The organism is Streptomyces sp. Ru73 (genome assembly GCF_002920575.1).
Lineage (GTDB): Bacteria > Actinomycetota > Actinomycetes > Streptomycetales > Streptomycetaceae > Streptomyces.
In genome coordinates this window covers 1-16,494 of sequence record NZ_PQSQ01000039.1, presented here as the reverse complement: position 1 = coordinate 16,494, position 16,494 = coordinate 1, and the positions used below count along the sequence as shown (strand labels likewise).

Annotated in this window: 11 protein-coding genes and 1 pseudogene; 6 read left to right on the top strand and 6 right to left on the bottom strand. The window is 72.5% G+C overall.

Translation table 11 applies throughout. The features are described 5' to 3' along the window. Positions 1-71 precede the first annotated feature (71 nt). Both C3486_RS18390 and C3486_RS18385 read left to right on the top strand, forming a co-directional pair. Positions 72-1,073 carry a Gfo/Idh/MocA family oxidoreductase gene (locus C3486_RS18390; protein WP_103833812.1) on the top strand — a complete coding sequence of 334 codons (1,002 nt, stop codon included), beginning with the start codon at positions 72-74 and terminating at the stop codon, positions 1,071-1,073. 11 nt (positions 1,074-1,084) lie between these two features. Beyond that, a complete protein-coding gene (locus tag C3486_RS18385) occupies positions 1,085-2,023 on the top strand; it encodes a sulfite exporter TauE/SafE family protein (protein WP_103833811.1) in 939 nt (312 codons plus the stop codon). A 135-nt stretch (positions 2,024-2,158) separates the two neighbouring features. Here the strand turns inward: C3486_RS18385 and C3486_RS18380 are convergent. Beyond that, a pseudogene (locus C3486_RS18380) lies at positions 2,159-2,563 on the bottom strand (DedA family protein); the annotation flags it as partial. Between the two features lie 287 nt (positions 2,564-2,850). Here C3486_RS18380 and C3486_RS18375 point away from each other — a divergent pair. Next, a complete protein-coding gene (locus tag C3486_RS18375) occupies positions 2,851-3,084 on the top strand; it encodes a heavy-metal-associated domain-containing protein (protein WP_103833810.1) in 234 nt (77 codons plus the stop codon). A 4-nt stretch (positions 3,085-3,088) separates the two neighbouring features. Beyond that, complete coding sequence (locus tag C3486_RS18370; protein WP_103833809.1) at positions 3,089-5,368, top strand: cation-translocating P-type ATPase; 2,280 nt, start codon at positions 3,089-3,091, stop codon at positions 5,366-5,368. 664 nt (positions 5,369-6,032) lie between these two features. Here the strand turns inward: C3486_RS18370 and C3486_RS18365 are convergent. From C3486_RS18365 to C3486_RS18345, 5 genes are all read right to left on the bottom strand, one after another. Further along, entirely contained in the window at positions 6,033-7,322 is a 1,290-nt protein-coding gene (locus C3486_RS18365; RefSeq protein WP_103833808.1) for a citrate synthase, read from the bottom strand. A 176-nt stretch (positions 7,323-7,498) separates the two neighbouring features. Then, entirely contained in the window at positions 7,499-9,742 is a 2,244-nt protein-coding gene (locus C3486_RS18360; RefSeq protein WP_103833807.1) for an ATP-dependent RecD-like DNA helicase, read from the bottom strand. Positions 9,743-10,093: 351 nt separating this feature from the next. Continuing rightward, the gene (locus tag C3486_RS18355; RefSeq protein WP_103833806.1) at positions 10,094-10,951 is read right to left on the bottom strand and encodes a sugar phosphate isomerase/epimerase; all 858 of its coding nucleotides are present in this window, start codon (positions 10,949-10,951) and stop codon (positions 10,094-10,096) included. After that, positions 10,948-12,048 (bottom strand): dihydrodipicolinate synthase family protein, encoded by a 1,101-nt coding sequence (locus C3486_RS18350; RefSeq protein ID WP_103833805.1) that lies wholly within the window; start codon positions 12,046-12,048, stop codon positions 10,948-10,950. Before C3486_RS18350 ends, C3486_RS18355 begins: the two co-directional genes overlap by 4 nt. Next, complete coding sequence (locus C3486_RS18345; protein ID WP_103833804.1) at positions 12,045-13,196, bottom strand: Gfo/Idh/MocA family protein; 1,152 nt, start codon at positions 13,194-13,196, stop codon at positions 12,045-12,047. The genes C3486_RS18350 and C3486_RS18345 overlap by 4 nt, the downstream gene beginning before the upstream one ends. A 285-nt stretch (positions 13,197-13,481) precedes the next feature. Here C3486_RS18345 and C3486_RS18340 point away from each other — a divergent pair, with 285 nt between their 5' ends. Beyond that, a complete protein-coding gene (locus tag C3486_RS18340; protein WP_103833803.1) occupies positions 13,482-14,624 on the top strand; it encodes a LacI family DNA-binding transcriptional regulator in 1,143 nt (380 codons plus the stop codon). Positions 14,625-14,656: 32 nt separating this feature from the next. Next, positions 14,657-15,712 (top strand): helix-turn-helix domain-containing GNAT family N-acetyltransferase, encoded by a 1,056-nt coding sequence (locus tag C3486_RS18335; protein ID WP_103833802.1) that lies wholly within the window; start codon positions 14,657-14,659, stop codon positions 15,710-15,712. Positions 15,713-16,494: the final 782 nt, after the last annotated feature.

Below are 16,494 nucleotides of genomic sequence, written 5' to 3'. Positions count from 1 at the left end.
CCACGACACCGTCCGCACCGCGGCCGTTCCCTCCGACGGCGGCCGTGCCCACCCACAAGGGAGTGGCAGCAATGAAGCTCGGTCTCATCGGCACCGGCCGCATCGGCGCGTTCCACGCCGAGACCCTGAAGAGCGTCCCCGGCGTGCACGGCATCGTCGTCGCGGACGCCGACCACGCGCGCGCCCGGGAGCTGGCGGAGAAGCTCGGCGTCCAGGCCGCCGACGGCATCGAGGAGATGTACGCGGACGGGCTGGACGGCGTGGTGATCACCGCCGCCACCAGCGCCCATGCCGCCCTGATCCACCAGGCGCTGGACCACGGGGTCCCGGTCTTCTGCGAGAAGCCGGTGGCGCTGGACGTGCCCGGCACGCGCACCGTCGTCGAGCGCGCTGCGCACAGCCCCGTCCCCGTCCAGATCGGCTTCCAGCGCCGCTTCGACGCGGGCTACAACGCCGCCCGCGAGGCCCTCCGCGCCGGCGAGCTGGGCCGGCTGCACACCCTGCGCGCCTGCACGTCCGACCAGACCCCGCCGCCCGCCGCGTACATCCCCACCTCCGGCGGCCTCTTCCGGGACTGCTCCATCCACGACTTCGACATCCTGCGCTGGCTGACCGGGCGCGAGGTCGTCACCGTCTTCGCGCAGGGCACCAACAAGGGCGAGTCGTTCTTCGCCGACGGGGACGACGTCGACACCTGCGCGGCGCTGCTCCGCTTCGACGACGACACCCTCGCCACCGTGACCGCCACCCGTTACAACGGCGCGGGCCACGACGTACGCCTGGAGGTCTGCGGCTCCAAGGGCGCCCGCTTCGTCGGCCTGGACGACCGCGCCCCGATGCCCAGCGCCGAGACCCGGCTCTCCTGGCGGCAGGACACCCCGTACGCGACCTTCATGGAGCGCTTCCACGACGCGTACGTGACCGAGCTGACCGCCTTCACCGAGGTCGCGGCGGGCCGCGCGGAGAACCCCTGCCCGACCGGTGACGCCCTCGAAGCGCTCTACATCGCCGAGGCGTGCGAGCGGTCGCGCCGCACCGGGGAGCCGGTCGCGATCGCCGACGTCCGCGCCTGAGCCGCACCACCGTGCTCGGCCTCGGGCTCCTTCCGCTGCTCGCGCTGGGGGCGGCCGCGCTGCTGGCGGGCTTCTCCAAGACCGCCCTCAGCGGCGTGGCCGCGGTCGCCGTGGCCGTGTTCGCCGCCGTGCTCCCCGCCAAGGAGTCCACCGGCGCCCTGCTGCCCCTCCTGCTGGCCGGCGACGTCATCGCCGTACGCGCCTACCGGCGGCACGCCGACCGCGCCGCCCTGCGCCGCCTCTTCCCCTCCGTCGCGGCGGGCGTCCTGCTCGGCGCCGCGTTCACGGCGGTCGCGGACGACGCCCTCGTCCGCCGCACGATCGGCGCCCTGCTGCTCTCGATCACGGTCCACCACGTCCGGCAGCGGCGGGCACGGTGGCGGCGCGGCGGGGGCACCTCCGGCTCCGCTGCCGTCGCCGGTTCCGGGGCGGCCCGCGAGCGGACGGGAGCGCCGGTTCCGGCCGCGCCTGCGGCTCCGTCCTCGACCCCGCAACCTTCCGGGGCCCGCGAGGCCGTCCCCATCGGAGCCTCCGAAGCCCCCGAAGCCCCCGGCACCGTCCGCACCGCTCCCCCGGCCGCCACCCCCTCCCCTCGTACCGCTGGGGCCCGTACCGCCCTCTACGGTCTCGTCGCCGGCTTCGCGACCATGGTCGCCAACGCGGGCGGCCCGGCGATGTCGCTCTACCTGCTCACCTCCGGGCTCGGCGTGCTCGGCTTCCTCGGCACGGCGGCGTGGTTCTTCTTCCTGGTGAACGCCTTCAAGCTGCCCTTCAGCGCCGGCCTGGGCCTGCTCACCCCGGACGTCCTCCTGCTGGACGCCGTCCTCCTGCCCGCCGTCCTCCTCGGTGCCCGCCTCGGCCGCCGCTGCATCCACCGGCTCGATCAGCAGCTCTTCACCCGCATCACCCTGGTCCTCACCACCCTTTGCAGCATCGGCCTCCTCCGCTGACCGGCCCGCCAGGCGCCGCACCACGAGGTGCTGCGCCAGGGCCGTCACCCCGCAGACGGCCGCGGAGAGGCCGACGCTCAGGGCGAGGCCGGGGAGGAAAGCGCCGGTGGCGGCGATGCCGAGGTAACCGATGCCGACGGAGTACGCCGCCCAGAGCGTCTCGGCGATCGCACACCCGAGGAGGTAACGGCGTACGGGGTAACGCACGATCCCGGTGACGAGCGCCGCCGCCACGCGCCCCGCCGGAAGGAAGCGGACGCCGGCCACGAAGGGCACGCCGTACCGCCCGATCAGCAGGGACGTCCGCGCCAGGAACAGCCGGCGCCGCGCGCGGCGGTCCATCCACGCGCGCACCGGCCCCCCGAAACGGCGGGCGATCACGTGGAGCGCGAGGTCCCCCGCGACCGCGCTCGCGGCGACCACGGCGAGGACCAGGGCGAGGTTCAGGCTGCCGCGGGCCGCGAGGACGCCGGCCCAGGCGAGCAGCGCCGCGTTGGGCAGCAGCGGTGGCGCTGTGGTCAGCGCCAGCAGTCCGTACATGGCGAGCGCGTTCACGGCCCGGCCTCCTCGGCCCGCGTCCTCCCGGCCCTGCCGGCTTCCCGTGGCCGGGCCTCTCCGGGTTCTCCGGCTTCTCCCGGCAGGACGTCCCGGCTCCTCCGAGCCGGGCGTCCCCGGCTGGTTCCCGTCCTCCCAGGCTGGCTCCGATACGGCCGCACGGCAAAGTTTCCGGCGCGGCGGAAGGGTTTTGCGCTTCATACCCCCTAGGGGTATACAGTGGGGCACGGAAACACGGAACACCCACCGTCTCGCGGCACAAGGAGAGTCCCATGACTGCATCTGCCGACCAGCCCGTCACCACCACCTACAAGGTCACCGGCATGACCTGCGGGCACTGCGAGGGCGCGGTGAAGGAGGAGATCGGGCAGCTCCCGGGGGTCAGCTCGGTCGAGGCCGCCGCCTCGACCGGCATCGTCACCGTCGTCTCCGCCGCCCCGCTCGACGAAGAGGCCGTCCGCGCCGCCGTCGACGAGGCCGGGTACGACCTCGTGGGCCAGGCCTGATCCCATGCCGGAGACCACGTCGGAGGCGCGGGTCGAGCTGGCCATCGGCGGCATGACCTGCGCCTCGTGCGCCGCGCGCGTGGAGAAGAAGCTCAACCGGATGGAGGGCGTGACCGCCACCGTCAACTACGCGACGGAGAAGGCGAAGGTCACCTATGAGCCGGGCGTCGAGGTCGCCGATCTCATCGCCACGGTGGAGCGGACCGGTTACACGGCGCGCGAGCCGGAGCCCGAGCCGCCCGCGCCCGCGCCGGACGCCCAGGACGAGCCTCCGGCCGGGCCCCAGGACGGGCCCGACCAGGCCCTGGCGGCACTGCGGCAGCGGCTGATCATCTCGGCGGTACTCGCCGCGCCGGTCGTCGCCCTGTCGATGATCCCCGTACTGCAGTTCGACAACTGGCAGTGGCTCTGCCTGACGCTGGCCGCGCCGGTCGTGGTCTGGGGCGCGTACCCCTTCCACCGGGCGGCCTGGACGAACCTGCGGCACGGCGCCGCCACGATGGACACCCTGGTCTCCCTCGGCACGCTGGCCGCGTTCGGCTGGTCGCTGTGGGCGCTGTTCTTCGGGCACGCCGGGATGCCGGGCATGCGGCACGGCTTCGACCTGACGGCCCGCCACGGGGACGGCTCGTCGGCGATCTACCTGGAGGCGGCGGCCGGTGTCACCGCGTTCCTGCTGCTCGGGCGCTATCTGGAGGCCCGCTCCAAGCGGAAGGCGGGCGCGGCGCTGCGTGCCCTGATGGACCTGGGCGCCAAGGACGTGACGGTCCTCAGGGGCGGCCGGGAGGTGCGTGAGCCGGTGGACCGGCTGGCCGTCGGCGACCGGTTCGTCGTCCGGCCCGGCGAGAAGATCGCCACCGACGGGACGGTGGTCGAGGGCGACTCGGCCGTGGACGCCTCGATGCTCACCGGCGAGTCGGTACCGGTCGACGTGGCCCCGGGCGACGCCGTGACCGGCGCGACCGTGAACACCGCCGGCCGGCTCGTCGTCGAGGCCACCCGTATCGGCGCCGACACCCGGCTCGCGCGGATGGCGCAGCTGGTGGAGGACGCGCAGAGCGGCAAGGCCGAGGCGCAGCGGCTGGCGGACCGGATCTCCGCCGTCTTCGTGCCGGTGGTGCTGGTGATCGCGCTCGTCACGCTCGTCGTGCGGCTGCTGGTCACGGGCGATGCCACGGCCTCCTTCACGGCGGCGGTCGCGGTACTGATCATCGCCTGCCCCTGTGCGCTGGGACTGGCCACGCCGACCGCGCTGATGGTGGGCACCGGCCGGGGCGCCCAGCTCGGCATCCTGATCAAGGGGCCCGAGGTGCTGGAGTCCACCCGGCGGGTCGACACGGTCGTCCTGGACAAGACCGGCACGGTCACCACCGGGCGGATGAGCCTGTACGAGGCGGTGCCTGCGGCGGACACGGACGAGAAGGCCCTGCTGCGGCTCGCCGGCGCCCTGGAGCACGCGTCGGAGCACCCGGTGGCCCGCGCGATCGCGGAGGGCGCACGGGAGCGCGTGGGGGAGCTTCCCGAGGTCGAACGCTTCGAAAGCGTGGCGGGCTTGGGCGTCCGCGGCACGGTGGACGGCCACGAGGTCGTCGTGGGGCGCGCCCGGCTGCTCACCGAGAGCCTGGAAGGGGCCGACCCGGACCTTCCCGCCGAGCTGTCCGACGCCCGGGAGCGCGCCGAGGCCGCTGGCCGCACGGCCGTCCTGGTCGCCTGGGACGGGCGGGCGCGCGGTGTGCTGTCCGTCGCCGACACGGTGAAGGAGGGCAGCGCGGAGGCGGTCGCGCGACTGCGCGACCTCGGCCTGACACCCGTACTGCTCACCGGCGACAACGCGGCCGTCGCGGCCGGGGTGGCCCGTGCGGTGGGCATCGCCGGGGACCAGGTCTTCGCGGAGGTCATGCCGGAGGACAAGGTCGCGGTCGTACGGCGGCTGCAGGAGCGGGGCCGGACGGTGGCGATGGTCGGGGACGGCGTGAACGACGCCGCCGCGCTCGCCCAGGCCGACCTCGGACTGGCCATCGGCACCGGCACGGACGCGGCCATCGAGGCCGGCGATCTCACGCTCGTCCGCGGAGACCTGCGCGTCGCTGCCGACGCCATCCGGCTGGCGCGGCGTACCCTCGGCACCATCAAGGGCAATCTGTTCTGGGCGTTCGGCTACAACGTCGCGGCGATCCCGCTCGCGGTGGCCGGGCTGCTCGACCCGATGATCGCGGGGGCGGCGATGGCCTTCTCCTCGGTCTTCGTGGTCACGAACAGTCTGCGGCTGCGGTCCTTCCGGTGAGCCGCCGCACGGCAGGGCCGTCCGGGCGCCCCTGACGCCCGGCGGGCGCGTGAAGTTCCCGTCCGCCGCCGGTCCTTACGTGGGTTTGTTCACCTGATTCGAGTCCTTCACACAGTTCTCACAACCCGCACCGTACCCATACACTGGGGCCCCGATCTCCTGACCGGGGCCCTTGACCGTATTCGCCCGATATAGCAAGAGACCCAGATCACAGAGGTTCGGACGTAACCATTCGAGGGGGTCGTGAGTCTAACCGTGCAGTACAAGTACCCCGGCGGGACTTGTACTCGACAACCGGACAGGTCTTGGGGGACTTCGTCCGGTTACGCGTGGCCGGGGCGACGTGCCCGGGGAGCTTTGAGCGGCCCTCCCGTACGTGCGCGTCCCGGCAGATCGCGTAAGGCAGTAGAGCAGGGTGCCCTCAATGGACGCCCGGACGGATCCCGTGGGGGGAATCCGACCCGGGAAAGGGAAGCGCCCCCCGCTCCGGACCCGTGGGGGGATCTGGAGCGAGGGGCGCTTTCCGCCTTTTACGGCCCGCCGCGGCCCGCACGGCCGGCGGCGGACACGGACCGGCCCGCATGCTTGACGAGCACGGACCGGCCCGCATGCTTCGCGGACACGGACCGGCCCGCCGCGCGGGCCGGTCGCGGAGCGTCCTGCGTCAGCGCTGCTCGACCGGGACGAAGTCGCGCTCGACCACGCCGGTGTAGATCTGGCGCGGGCGGCCGATGCGGGAGCCCGGCTCCTTGATCATCTCGTGCCACTGGGCGATCCAGCCGGGGAGCCGGCCGAGCGCGAAGAGCACGGTGAACATCTCGGTCGGGAAGCCCATGGCCCGGTAGATCAGACCGGTGTAGAAGTCCACGTTCGGGTAGAGCTTGCGCTCGACGAAGTAGTCGTCGGCCAGCGCGTGCTCCTCGAGCTTCAGCGCGATGTCCAGCAGCTCGTCGGACTTGCCGAGCGCCGAGAGGACGTCGTGCGCCGCCGCCTTGATGATCTTCGCCCGGGGGTCGAAGTTCTTGTAGACGCGGTGCCCGAAGCCCATGAGCTTCACGCCGTCTTCCTTGTTCTTCACCTTGCGGATGAACTCGTCGACGTCACCGCCGTCGCGCTGGATGCCCTCCAGCATCTCCAGCACGGACTGGTTCGCACCGCCGTGCAGGGGGCCCCACAGGGCGTTGATGCCGGCGGAGATCGAGGCGAAGAGGTTCGCCTGCGAGGAGCCGACCAGGCGCACGGTCGAGGTCGAGCAGTTCTGCTCGTGGTCGGCGTGCAGGATCAGCAGCTTGTCCAGCGCGCTGACCACGACCGGGTCCAGCTCGTACTCGGCGGCGGGCACCGAGAAGGTCATGCGCAGGAAGTTCTCGACGTAGCCGAGGTCGTTGCGCGGGTAGGTGACCGGGTGGCCGACCGACTTCTTGTACGCGTACGCCGCGATCGTCGGAAGCTTGGCCAGCAGGCGGATGCTGGAGAGGTACCGCTGCTGCTCGTCGAACGGGTTGTGGCTGTCCTGGTAGAAGGTGGACAGGGCGCTGACGACCGAGGACAGCATGGCCATCGGGTGGGCGTCCCGCGGGAAGCCGTCGTAAAAGCGCTTGACGTCCTCGTGGAGCAGCGTGTGGTACGTGATGTCCTGCTTGAACGAGGACAGCTCGTCGACGGTCGGCAGCTCGCCGTTGATGAGCAGGTACGCGGTCTCGATGAACGTGCTGCGCTCTGCGAGCTGCTCGATCGGGTAGCCGCGGTAACGGAGAATGCCCGCCTCACCATCGAGATAGGTGATCGCGGATTTATAGGCAGCGGTGTTGCCGTAACCGGAATCCAGGGTCACCAGACCGGTCTGTGCGCGCAGCTTCGAGATGTCGAAGCCCTTGTCGCCGACGCTGCTGTCGACGACCGGGTAGGAGTATTCGCCGTCCCCGTAACGCAGTACTACAGAGTTGTCGCTCACGTCATCCCTCACCGACGTTGTGCCTCTTCTTCGAGGTGCCCTGACTGCCTATACCTTCCCCCATTTGGACGTTGCCTGTGCACTCGGGGTCGGCCATAGGGCCTTCAAGCGGCACTGAGTGCCGCCCAGCTGCCCATCTTGCGCCCCTTCGCCCCAATGGGGAAAGGGGTGACACCTCACATCGTGCCGCCAAGCCGGTGATCCAGCGCGGTGTGCCTGCGACCCGCCGAAATCGTCCGCACCGCTTGGCCCAGGGCCTTGCGGGACCCCACCAGCACCACCAATCGCTTTGCACGGGTTACTGCCGTATAGAGAAGATTGCGCTGCAGCATCATCCACGCCCCCGTCGTGACGGGAATCACCACCGCTGGGTACTCACTTCCCTGCGAACGGTGGATTGTCACCGCGTACGCGTGAGCCAGCTCGTCCAGCTCGTCGAAGTCGTACGGCACCTCCTCGTCCTCGTCGGTGAGGACCGTCAGCCGCTGGTCCTCGACGCTCAGCGACGTGACCACACCGACCGTGCCGTTGAATACTCCGTTGCGGCCTTTCTCGTAGTTGTTCCGTATCTGGGTGACCTTGTCACCCACCCGGAAGACCCGGCCGCCGAAGCGGCGCTCGGGGAGGTCGGGGCGGGCCGGGGTGACCGCCTGCTGCAGCAGGCCGTTCAGCGCCCCGGCACCGGCCGGGCCGCGGTGCATCGGGGCCAGCACCTGGACGTCCCGCCGGGCGTCGAGGCCGAACTTCGCGGGGATCCGGCGCGCCGCCACGTCGACCGTCAGCCGCCCGGCCTCCTCGGTGTCCTCCTGCGGGAAGAGGAAGAAGTCCGGCAGCCCGGTCGTGACCGGGTACTGCCCGGCGTTGATGCGGTGCGCGTTGGTCACCACGCCCGAGTGCTGCGCCTGCCGGAAGATCCGGGTCAGCCGTACGGCCGGCACCGGGCCGCCGTCCGCGAGCAGATCGCGCAGGACCTCCCCCGCGCCCACGGACGGCAGCTGGTCCACATCGCCCACGAGGAGCAGATGGGCGCCCGGCGGCACGGCCTTGACCAGCTTGTTCGCCAGCAGCAGATCCAGCATCGACGCCTCGTCGACCACCACGAGGTCGGCGTCCAGCGGGTGGTCCTGGTCGTACGCCGCGTCCCCGCCGGGCTTCAGCTCCAGCAGCCGGTGCACCGTGGCGGCCTCCGCGCCGGTCAGCTCGGCGAGCCGCTTGGCGGCCCGTCCGGTCGGCGCCGCCAGCAGCACCTTCGCCTTCTTGGCGCGCGCCAGCTCCACCACCGAGCGGACCGTGAAGGACTTGCCGCAGCCGGGGCCGCCGGTCAGCACCGCGACCTTCTCGGTCAGCGCCAGCCTCACGGCCGCCTCCTGCTCGGGCGCCAGCTGCGCTCCCGTGCGGTCCGCGAGCCAGGCCAGGGCCTTGTCCCAGGCCACGTCCCGGAAGGCCGGCATACGGTCCTCCTCGGTGCGCAGCAGCCGCCGCAGCCGCCCGGCCAGGGACAGCTCGGCGCGGTGGAAGGGGACCAGGTAGACGGCCGTCACGGGGTCCCCGCCGTCCGGGGCCGGGACGGTCTCCCGCACGACGCCCTCGGGGTCCTCGGCCAGCTCGGCCAGGCACTCGATGACCAGCCCGGTGTCCACTTGGAGGAGCTTCACGGAGTCGGCGATCAGCTGCTCCTCGGGGAGGAAGCAGTGCCCCTGGTCGGTGGACTGGGAGAGCGCGTACTGCAGGCCGGCCTTCACCCGGTCCGGGCTGTCGTGCGGGATGCCGACGGACTGCGCGATGCGGTCGGCGGTCAGGAAGCCGATGCCCCAGACGTCGGCCGCGAGGCGGTAGGGCTGGTTGCGCACCACGGAGATGGAGGCGTCGCCGTACTTCTTGTAGATGCGCACGGCGATGGACGTCGAGACGCCGACACCCTGGAGGAAGACCATGACCTCCTTGATGGCCTTCTGCTCCTCCCAGGCCGCGCCGATCATCTTGGTCCGCTTGGGGCCGAGGCCCGGCACTTCGATGAGCCGCTTCGGGTCCTGCTCGATGATGTCGAGGGTGTCCGTGCCGAAGTGCTCGGTGATGCGGTCGGCGATCCGGGGGCCGATGCCTTTGATCAGGCCGGAGCCGAGGTAGCGGCGGATGCCCTGCACGGTGGCGGGCAGGACCGTGCGGTAGTTCTCGACGGTGAACTGGCGGCCGTACTGGGGGTGGGAGCCCCAGCGGCCCTCCATGCGCAGCGATTCGCCCGGCTGGGCGCCGAGGAGCGCACCGACGACCGTGAGGAGGTCGTTTCCGCCGCGGCCGGTGTCGACGCGCGCGACGGTGTAGCCGTTCTCCTCGTTGGCGTACGTGATCCGCTCCAGGACGCCTTCGACGACGGCCAGTCCTCCAGGGTGCCCGGGCCCTCCCCCATGCGATCGCTGCATGGTCCGACGGTACCGCCGGGTCCTGACATCGCCGGGGGCCTGTGGAAAACCTCGTTCCGGCCCGCAGGAGCCGGGCCGGGCCGGGACACTTCGAGGGGCCCGGCGCGCTGCCGGGCCCCTCGATTCCCCCCTCGGGATCCCCCCTCTTCCTCGCCGCCCGACCATCCCCCCGGATTCCCCCCTCGGGCACCGATGCCATGTACGACCTCCAAAGGGCCCGAACGGTTGCGCCGTTCCGGCCCCCTTTCGGCGCAGTTCACATGGCGGTGCGCGCTCGTACGCACGGCGCACACGGCGCGTTCATCGCTGACCCACGAGCTGCCCGCGCCCCATGCCGTGCCCGAGCCCACGTCATGCCCGGGGCAGTACGTGCTCCCGGTAACGGGCGATCACTTCGGCCAGCACTTCCGCCCCGTCCCGCGCCCACAGGCCCGGATTGAAGATCTCGACCTCGATGGGCCCGGTGTGCCCCGCCGCCTCCGTCGCCGCGCGGAACCACCGCAGGTCCACCGCGCCGTCCCCGAGCTGTCCGCGGCCCAGCAGCACTCCTTCGGGGAGCGGCGTGACCCAGTCGGCGAGCTGGAAGGCGGCGAGCCGCCCGCCGCGTCCCGCCCGGTCGATGCCCGCGCCGACCGTGTCGTCCCACCACAGGTGGTACGTGTCCACGACCACCCCGACCTGCTCGGCGGGGAACCGCTCGGCGAGGTCCAGTGCCTGGGCGAGCGTGGAGACGACGCAGCGGTCCGACGCGTACATGGGGTGCAGCGGTTCGATCGCCAGCCGTACGCCCCGCTCGGCGGCGTACGGCCCCAGCTCGGCCAGCGCCTCGGCGACCCGCTCCCGGGCGCCGCGCAGGTCCCGGCTGCCGGCCGGGAGCCCGCCCGACACCAGGACGAGCGTGTCCGTGCCGAGGGCCGCGGCCTCGTCGACCGCTGCCCGGTTGTCGTCCAGCGCGGCGGCGCGCGCCCCGGGGTCCTCGGCCGTGAAGAAGCCGCCGCGGCACAGGCTCGTGACGGCCAGCCCGGCGTCCCGTACGAGCTTGGCGGCCGCGTCGACGCCGTAGTTCTGCACGGGCTCGCGCCACAGCCCCACATGGCGCAGCCCGGCCGCCGCGCAGCCGTCCACGAGTTCCGGGAGCGACCACTGCTTGATCGTCTCCTGGTTGAGGCTGAGGCGCGCGAGGTCGTCGTGTGCGCCGGTGCCCGTCATGCGTCACCTCCGAGTACGGCGGTCAGCTTCGCCATCCGGGCACCGGCCAGCTCGGGGTCGGGGAACAGGCCGAGACCGTCGGCCAGTTCGTACGCCCGGCGCAGGTGCGGCAGCGAGCGGGCCGACTGCAGCCCGCCGGCCATCGTGAAGTGCGACTGGTGCCCCGAGAGCCAGGCCAGGAGGACGACGCCGGTCTTGTAGTAGCGGGTCGGCGCCTCGAAGAGGTGCCGGGACAGCTCCACCGTGGGGTCCAGCACCTTGTGGAAGGCGGTGGTGTCCCCCGTGTCCAGCGCCCGCACCGCCTCGGAGACCAGCGGCGCGAGCGGGTCGAAGATGCCGAGGAGGGCGTGACTGAAGCCGTGTTGGTCGCCGGCGATCAGTCCGGGGTAGTGGAAGTCGTCCCCCGTGTAGCAGCGCACGCCGTCCGGGAGGCGCCTGCGCAGCGCGACTTCCCGGTCCGCGTCGAGCAGGGAGACCTTCACGCCGTCGACCTTGTCGGGGTGGTCGGCGATGATCTGCAGGAACGTCTCGGTCGCCGCGTCCAGGTCGGCGCTGCCCCAGTAGCCCTCCAGGGCCGGGTCGAACATCGGCCCGAGCCAATGGAGGATGACCGGCTCGCTGCTCTGCCGGAGCAGGTTCCCGTACAGCTCCCCGTAGGCGTCCGGTCCATTCGCGGCCGCCGCCAGCTGCCGTGACGCCATGAGGATCGGCTGCCCGCCGGCCTCCTCCACGAGCGCGAGCTGCTCCTCGTAGGCGTCGCGTACGTCCGACAGCCCCGCCCCTTGGGCGGTCAGCTGGTCGGTGCCGACACCGCAGGCGATCCGGCCGCCGACGGCCCTGGCCTCCGCCGCCGACCGCCGGATCAGCTCGGCGGCGGTCGCCCAGTCCAGCCCCATCCCGCGCTGCGCCGTGTCCATGGCCTCGGCGACGCCCAGGCCGTGCGACCAGAGGTGGCGCCGGAAGGCGAGCGTGGCGTCCCAGTCGAGGACGGCGGGGCCGTCGGGCGTGGTGTCGGCGTGCGGGTCGGCCACTACATGCGCGGCGGCGAAGACCGTACGGGAGGTGAAGGGCGCCGCCCCTTCGGACGCGGCGCTCACAGGCTCAGCTCCGGCACGTCCAGGCGGCGGCCCTGCTCGGCGGAACGGATGCCCAGCTCCGCCAGTTGGACGCCGCGCGCGCCGGCCAGGAGGTCCCACCGCCACGGCTCGTCGAGCACCACATGGCGCAGGAACAGCGACCACTGCTCCTTGAAGCCGTTGTCGAACTCCTCGTTGTCGGGCACCTCCTGCCACTGCGCCCTGAAGTCCTCCGTGGCGGGCAGGTCCGGGTTCCAGACCGGCTTGGGGGTCGCCGAGCGGTGCTGCACGCGGCAGCGGCGCAGGCCGGCGACGGCCGACCCCTCCGTGCCGTCCACCTGGAACTCCACCAGCTCGTCCCGGTTGACGCGGACCGCCCACGAGGAGTTGATCTGCGCGACGGCGCCGCCCTCCAGCTGGAAGATGCCGTACGCGGCGTCGTCGGCGGTCGCCTCGTAGGGCTTGCCGTCCTCGTCCCAGCGGCGCGGGATGTGCGTGGCCAACTGGGCCTGCACGGTGCGCACCGGCCCGAAGAGCTCGTGCAGCACGTACTCCCAGTGCGGGAACATGTCGGTCGCGATGCCGCCGCCGTCCTCGGCTCGGTAGTTCCACGAGGGGCGCTGTGCCGTCTGCCAGTCGCCCTCGAAGACCCAGTAGCCGAACTCCCCCCGTACGGACAGGATCCGGCCGAAGAAGCCGCCCTCGACCAGCCGCTTCAGCTTCAGCAGGCCCGGCAGGAAGATCTTGTCCTGTACGACGCCGTTCTTGACGCCGGCCTCGCGGGCCAGGCGCGCGAGTTCGAGGGCGCCGGCCAGCCCGGTGGCGGTGGGCTTCTCCACGTAGAGGTGCTTGCCCGCGGCGATCGCCTTCTTGACCGCCGCTTCCCGTGCGGCGGTGACCTGCGCGTCGAAGTAGACGTCGATGCTGTCGTCGGCCAGTACGGCGTCCAGGTCGGTGGTCCACTCGGTGAGGCCGTGCCGGCCGGCGAGCGCGGCGAGCTTGTGCTCCGCGCGCCCCACCAGGACCGGTTCGGGCCAGATCACCGTGCCCCCGCCCACGTCCAGCCCGCCCTCCTCGCGCAGCGCGAGGATCGAGCGGAGCAGGTGCTGGCGGTATCCCATGCGCCCGGTCACGCCGTTCATGGCGATCCGTACGGTCTTGCGTGTCACAACCCGACCCCTCACATCAACCGGTGGTACCTCTCGCGGCCCACGTGGTCCGCGAACGGACTGCGCGCGGGAAAGCGCCGGCGGACGCGTACTCGGGTGCCCCGTGCAGCGCGGCCGGTGGTGCCGGACAGGTACGGGCACACCTGGACGTCCAGCGTTCGGAGTCGCTCACGCAGTACGCATAGAAAGCGCTTTCCATCGCGAGAGAAGCTAGCCTGCGACGCGGGACGCCACAAGAGGGGCGACGCCGTGCGTGGCGCCGCGGGACCCGGACGGGGAGTGATCATGACCGTGACACTGGCGGACGTCGCCGCGCGGGCGGGAGTCTCGGCGGCGACCGTCTCACGCGTGCTGAACAGCAATTACCCGGTCGCCGAGGCCACTCGCGACCGGGTGCTGCGCGCCGTCGCCGAGCTGGAGTACGTGGCGAACGGACCGGCCAGCGCCCTCGCTGCGGCCACCTCCGACCTGGTCGGCATCCTCGTCAACGACGTCGCCGACCCGTTCTTCGGCGTACTCGCGAGCGCGGTGCAGTCCGAGATGAGCGACGGCACCGGCACCGGCGCCGAGAAGCTGGCCGTGGTCTGCAACACCGGCGGCTCCCCGGAGCGCGAGCTGACCTACCTCACGCTGCTGCACCGGCAGCGGGCCGGTGCCGTGGTGCTGACCGGCGGCGCGGTCGAGGACCCCGCCCACACGGCCGCCCTGACGGGCCGTATCGCGCGGCTGGCGGCGGCGGGGACGCAGGTGGTGCTGTGCGGCCGGCCGCCGCTGCCGGGGGGCGTGGCGGCGGACGCGGTGACGGGCGGTCACTCGGCAGGGGCAGTGGCGGCGGGCGGACGGCGTGGCGGGCGGGCGGCGGGGGCACGGGCCGCCGAAGCGGGCCCCGCGCCGCTGACCGTCGCCTTCGACAATCGCGGCGGCGCACGGTCCCTGACGGAGCATCTGCTCGATCTCGGCCACCGCCGCATCGGCTGCGTCGCCGGTCCCGAACGCCTCACCACCACGCGGCACCGGCTCGAGGGCCACCGCGCGGCGCTCGCCGCGCACGGCGTCGAGGACGTCCCCGGCCGGACGGTGCACGGCGCCTACGACCGGGCCTCGGGCTACGCGGCGGCGCACGAACTCCTCCGCCGGGACGACCGGCTGACCGCCGTCGTCGCGGCCAACGACACGGTCGCGCTCGGCGTCTGCGCCGCGCTGCGCGAGCGCGGGCTGCGCGTCCCCGACGACGTCTCGGTCGCCGGCTTCGACGACCTGCCGTTCAGCGCGGACGCGGTGCCGGCGCTGACGACCGTCCGGCTGCCGCTGGCCGGGGCCGGGGCGCTGGCCGGCCGGCTGGCCATGGGCCGGGAGCCGGCGCCGCCGGCCGGCGTGACCCTGCTTTCATCCGAATTGGTGATACGCAATTCGACGGCCCGGCCCTAACCTTGACTCAGTCAAGGTTTTTGGGGGATGCCATGACCGTCCAGGAGTTCCGCCGCTTCAACCGCTTCTACACCAATCTCATCGGCGCGCTCGATTACGGCCGCCACCTCTACAGCCCGTACACCCTCACCGAGGCCCGGCTGCTGTACGAGCTCGCCCACGCCGGGGACCAGGTGGACGCCGCGGATCTGCGGGTGGCGCTCTCACTGGACGCGGGGTACCTCAGCCGGCTGCTCACGAAGTTCGAGGAGCGCGAGCTGATCACGCGCGGCCGCTCGGAGCGGGACTCGCGCCGGCAGCGCATCGCTCTCACCGCGCACGGCCGCGAGGCCGCGTCGGTGCTGGAGGAGCGGTCCCAGGACAGCGCGGGCCGGCTCCTGGAGAAGGTGCCCGGCCGGGACCGCACCCGGCTGGCGGAGTCCATGGCCACGATCCGCGAGCTGCTGGGCGACGCGAGCCGGACGGAGCCCGAGCGGGTGCTGGCCGAGGAGGTGTCGAAGCAGGTCACACTGCGGACCACGCGCCCCGGCGACCTCGGCTGGATGGTGCAGCGCAATGCCGAGCTGTACGCCAGGGAGTACGGCTTCGACCTCTCCTACGAAGCGCTGGTGGCCCGGATCGTCGCCGAGTTCGCCGAGCACTTCGACCCCCGCTGGGACCGCGCCTGGCTAGCCGAGCTGGACGGCCGCCCAGCAGGCCAGGTGATGTGCGTACGGGACGACCGGCCCGAGGACGGAGAGCGGGAAGGGGCTGGGGGCGAGGCGCGGGACGGGGCGCCGGAACGGGCCGAGGGAGAGGCACCCGATCGGGCCGGGGTCGGGGAGCAGGGGCGCATACGAAGGGCCCGGTTGCGGCTGCTGCTCGTGGAGCCGGAGGCGCGGGGGCACGGCATCGGCGGGCGGCTGGTGACCGCCTGCACGGAGTTCGCCCGGGACGCCGGGTACGACGAGCTGGTGCTGTGGACCAACAGCGTGCTGACGGCCGCCCGGCGGATATACGAGCGGGCCGGCTTCGAGCTGGTCGCCGAGCGACCGCACCACAGCTTCGGCCAGGATCTCGTGGGCCAGGACTGGCGCCTGCGGCTGTGAGGAACAACGGGTGAGCCAGGACCGGCGCCCGCGGCTGTGAGGACGCGGCGGGTGGCATGAACGAGCACCCGGGCAGTCTGGTCCGGTCCCGGGCAGCGTGAACTGCCCCCGGGCAGCAGGGCCCGGTACGGCGGGCGTTCCGGAACAGCGGCGGTGTCCCGGTCCGGCGGTGTTCCGGTCCGGTGGCGTTCCGGCACTCCCGTGTCCCGGTCCGGTGATGTTCCGGTCCGCTGGTGTTCGGGGTGGCGGTGTCCGGCACGGTGATGGTCGGCGCGGCGGTGTTCCGGCCCGCTGGCGTTCGGGGCGGCGGTGTTCGGCGCGGCGGTGTCCCGATCCGCTGGCGTTCTGGACAGCGGTGATCGGCACGGTGATGTTCGGGACGGCGGTGCCCCGGCCCGATGGCGTTCCGGTCCGCTGGCCTTCGGGACGGCGGTGATCGGCACGGTGGGGTGTTCGGCCACGCGGTGGTCGGACGGCGGTGATCGGCACGGTGGGGTGTTCGGCCACGCGGTGGTCGGACGGCGGTGGTCGACACGGTGGGGTGTTCGGCCACGCGGTGATCGGACGGCGGTGATCGACACGGTGGAGTGTTCGGCCACGCGGTGATCGGACAGCGGTGATCGACACGGTGGAGTGTTCGGCCACGCGGTGATCGACACGGTGGGGTGATCGGCCACGCGGTGGTCGGCCGGTGGTGTTCGGCACGGTGATGTTCGGGGCGGCGGTGCCGGGTCCGGTGGCGTTCGCGACGGTGGGGTGATCGGCCACGTGGTGGTCGGGCG

Bases quoted from the DNA above. Each gene is read 5' to 3' on its own strand.
- C3486_RS18340 (WP_103833803.1), top strand. From the start codon at position 13,482: ATGACCGTGACACTGGCGGACGTCGCCGCGCGGGCGGGAGTCTCGGCG.
- C3486_RS18370 (WP_103833809.1), top strand. From the start codon at position 3,089: ATGCCGGAGACCACGTCGGAGGCGCGGGTCGAGCTGGCCATCGGCGGC.
- C3486_RS18360 (WP_103833807.1), bottom strand. From the start codon at position 9,742: ATGCAGCGATCGCATGGGGGAGGGCCCGGGCACCCTGGAGGACTGGCC.
- C3486_RS18375 (WP_103833810.1), top strand. From the start codon at position 2,851: ATGACTGCATCTGCCGACCAGCCCGTCACCACCACCTACAAGGTCACC.
- C3486_RS18355 (WP_103833806.1), bottom strand. From the start codon at position 10,951: ATGACGGGCACCGGCGCACACGACGACCTCGCGCGCCTCAGCCTCAAC.
- C3486_RS18390 (WP_103833812.1), top strand. From the start codon at position 72: ATGAAGCTCGGTCTCATCGGCACCGGCCGCATCGGCGCGTTCCACGCC.
- C3486_RS18335 (WP_103833802.1), top strand. From the start codon at position 14,657: ATGACCGTCCAGGAGTTCCGCCGCTTCAACCGCTTCTACACCAATCTC.